Here is a 1,527-nt window from a genome sequence, read left to right on the forward strand (position 1 = left end):
GGCGGCCGGCGCCCCGCCCGGCGCTCCGTCGGCGAGCGACGCGGCGACCCGCCCGTAGCGCGCGGCCAGCCAGCGCTGCCCCATCCCCGAGCCCCGTCCCTGCCGCCACGCGCCGCGCAGGTTCGCCCGCAGCCGCATGTGCACCACGGCGGCGGGCTCGAAAGCCAGGTGCGCGCCGTCGAGCTGCGCCCGCCAGCACAGGTCGGTGTCCTGCAGGTACCGGGCACCGGTGTCGAATCCGCCGAGCCGCCGGAACCGGTCGCGCCGGATCGCGAGGTTGCTCGCGCTCGCGCAGGGCAGCGCGGGCAGCGGCTCGCTGGACTGCAGGCCGTCGTCCTGCGGCAGGGCGCGCGAGGCGAGCGCGGCGGCGTCGTTCAGCCGCTCCCACTCCAGCCGCCCGGCCACCAGGTCGCTGCGGCGCAGGGCCCCGCGCATCGCGTCGACCCACCCGGGGTCCACGACGTCGTCCGCGTCGCAGAACAGCAGGGCGTCCCCGCGCGCGACCTCGGCGGCGGCGTTGCGCGCCGCACCGGCCCCGCGCACCGCGGCGGCGTCCAGGACGCGCACCCGCGGCAACCACGCCCGGGCGCGCTCCACGACGCGGGCCGTGCCGTCGGTCGAGCCGTTGTCGGCGACCAGGACCTCCCACCGGCACCGGGTGCGCTGCGCGGCCAGCGCGCGCAGCTGGTGCGGCAGGGTCCGGGCGGCGTCGCGCGCCGCGATCACCACCGTGACGTCCAGGGGCGTGGCCTCGCCCGCACCCGCGCTCGCCGACCGCTCGCCCATCGCGTCCCCCCACGGGATGAACCGGACCTCGTCGGGGCCAGCCAACCACAGGGCGGCGGGGACGGCGACGCGGCGCGCCTCAGTAGCGCTCGGGGCCGTAGTCGATCCGGTAGGTCTGCTCGCGCGGGCGCTCGCCGATCGGCTTGGCGGGCACGCCGCCGACGATCGTCCACGGCGGCACGTCCTGGGTGACGACCGCGCCCGCGGCGACCACCGCGCCCTCGCCGATGGTGACGCCGCGCACGACCGTGGACCGGCTGGCGAGCCACGCGCGGTCGCCGATGGTGATGGCGCCCAGCCGCCCCCCGAAGCCGGGGTCGCGCAGGTCGTGGTCGGCGGTCACCAGCAGCACGTGGCTGGCGATGACGACGTCGTGGCCGATGTCGATGCCGCCGCGCGCGTCGATCTGGCAGTACCGGCCCACGTGGCAGCGCCCGGCGATCCGGAGGTTGCCGGGCTCCAGCACCTCGGAGCTGCCGAACAGGTACACGTGCTCGCCCAGGTCCGCGCCGAGGCGGCGCAGGGCCGCGATCCGCAGCGTGTTGCTGGGGATGTGCGTCAGGGCCCGGTTGAACAGGAGCTCGCCCCGTCGTCCCACGTCAGCCGTCCTCCCCGCGGGCCGCGCCCGCGTGCTGGTGCTCGTGCTCGCCGCCGAGTCGCGCGGCGAGCGCCTGCGGGGTGTGCGCGCGCCGGACCAGGGCCCGGCCCGCCTCGCCGCGCCGCCGCCGGTCGGCGGGGTCG

2 protein-coding genes are annotated in these 1,527 nt (G+C 78.5%); both read right to left on the bottom strand.

All coding sequences use genetic code 11. The features are described from left to right. Positions 1–831, bottom strand: an 831-nt coding sequence (locus EBM89_RS20635) for a glycosyltransferase family 2 protein (RefSeq protein WP_147463658.1), incomplete at its 3' end; no start/stop codon positions are given. 34 nt (positions 832–865) lie between these two features. Continuing rightward, positions 866–1,384: an acyltransferase gene (locus EBM89_RS22515; protein ID WP_122151416.1), complete on the bottom strand. Its 519-nt coding sequence runs from the start codon at positions 1,382–1,384 to the stop codon at positions 866–868. Between the last annotated feature and the right edge of the window lie 143 nt (positions 1,385–1,527).

The sequence above is a fragment of the Cellulomonas triticagri genome (genome assembly GCF_003696205.1).
Classification (GTDB): domain Bacteria; phylum Actinomycetota; class Actinomycetes; order Actinomycetales; family Cellulomonadaceae; genus Cellulomonas; species Cellulomonas triticagri.